Here is a 486-nt window from a genome sequence, read left to right as displayed (position 1 = left end):
ACGTTCCGTTTCGCGGCGGAGCGACGCGTTCTCGGCCATCAACCGCAGATTCTGCGCCTCGAGTTCGGCTCGGTCTGCGTCCACCTTGCCCTTCTGCTCGCGAACCGCTTCAGCCTGCTCCAGCCGGGTCAGGTTCACTTTCCGGTCTGCCGCGTCGGCCTCATCAAGGATGCGGGCGCACCGCGGGTTGGTCTGGAAGACCTTGCGGTCGAAGCCGCAGGCCTTGGCGATCGCGCTCCGATTGAGCTCGACGCCATAACGCGGGAGAGGTTGCCCGCGCCGGCCTTCCAGATATTCGATCAGGCCATCGACGTTCTCTTGGGCGAGCTCGATGCCACTTTTGCCGGTCCCCTTGGCCATCAGGGATGCTCCGAGAGCGGATGGCGCACGACTTTGGCCTGCGGGAGGGCACCCATGCCGTCCAAGGCATCGATGGCCGCCTGGTACTTGTCGAAGAACCGCTTCCAGGTGCCAAAACCGCCCATC

General features: G+C 64.6%; 1 protein-coding gene. It reads right to left on the bottom strand.

Annotated features, from left to right (window positions below; all coding sequences use genetic code 11):
* Positions 1-360 (bottom strand): hypothetical protein (locus tag KBY19_RS37880; protein WP_210967531.1); only part of this gene is annotated, 360 nt, incomplete at its 3' end.
* Positions 361-486: the final 126 nt, after the last annotated feature.

The sequence above is a fragment of the Streptomyces sp. B15 genome, from assembly GCF_018070605.1.
In the GTDB taxonomy this organism is placed as follows: domain Bacteria; phylum Actinomycetota; class Actinomycetes; order Streptomycetales; family Streptomycetaceae; genus Streptomyces; species Streptomyces smyrnaeus.
This window is presented reverse-complemented; position numbering and strand designations above follow the sequence as displayed.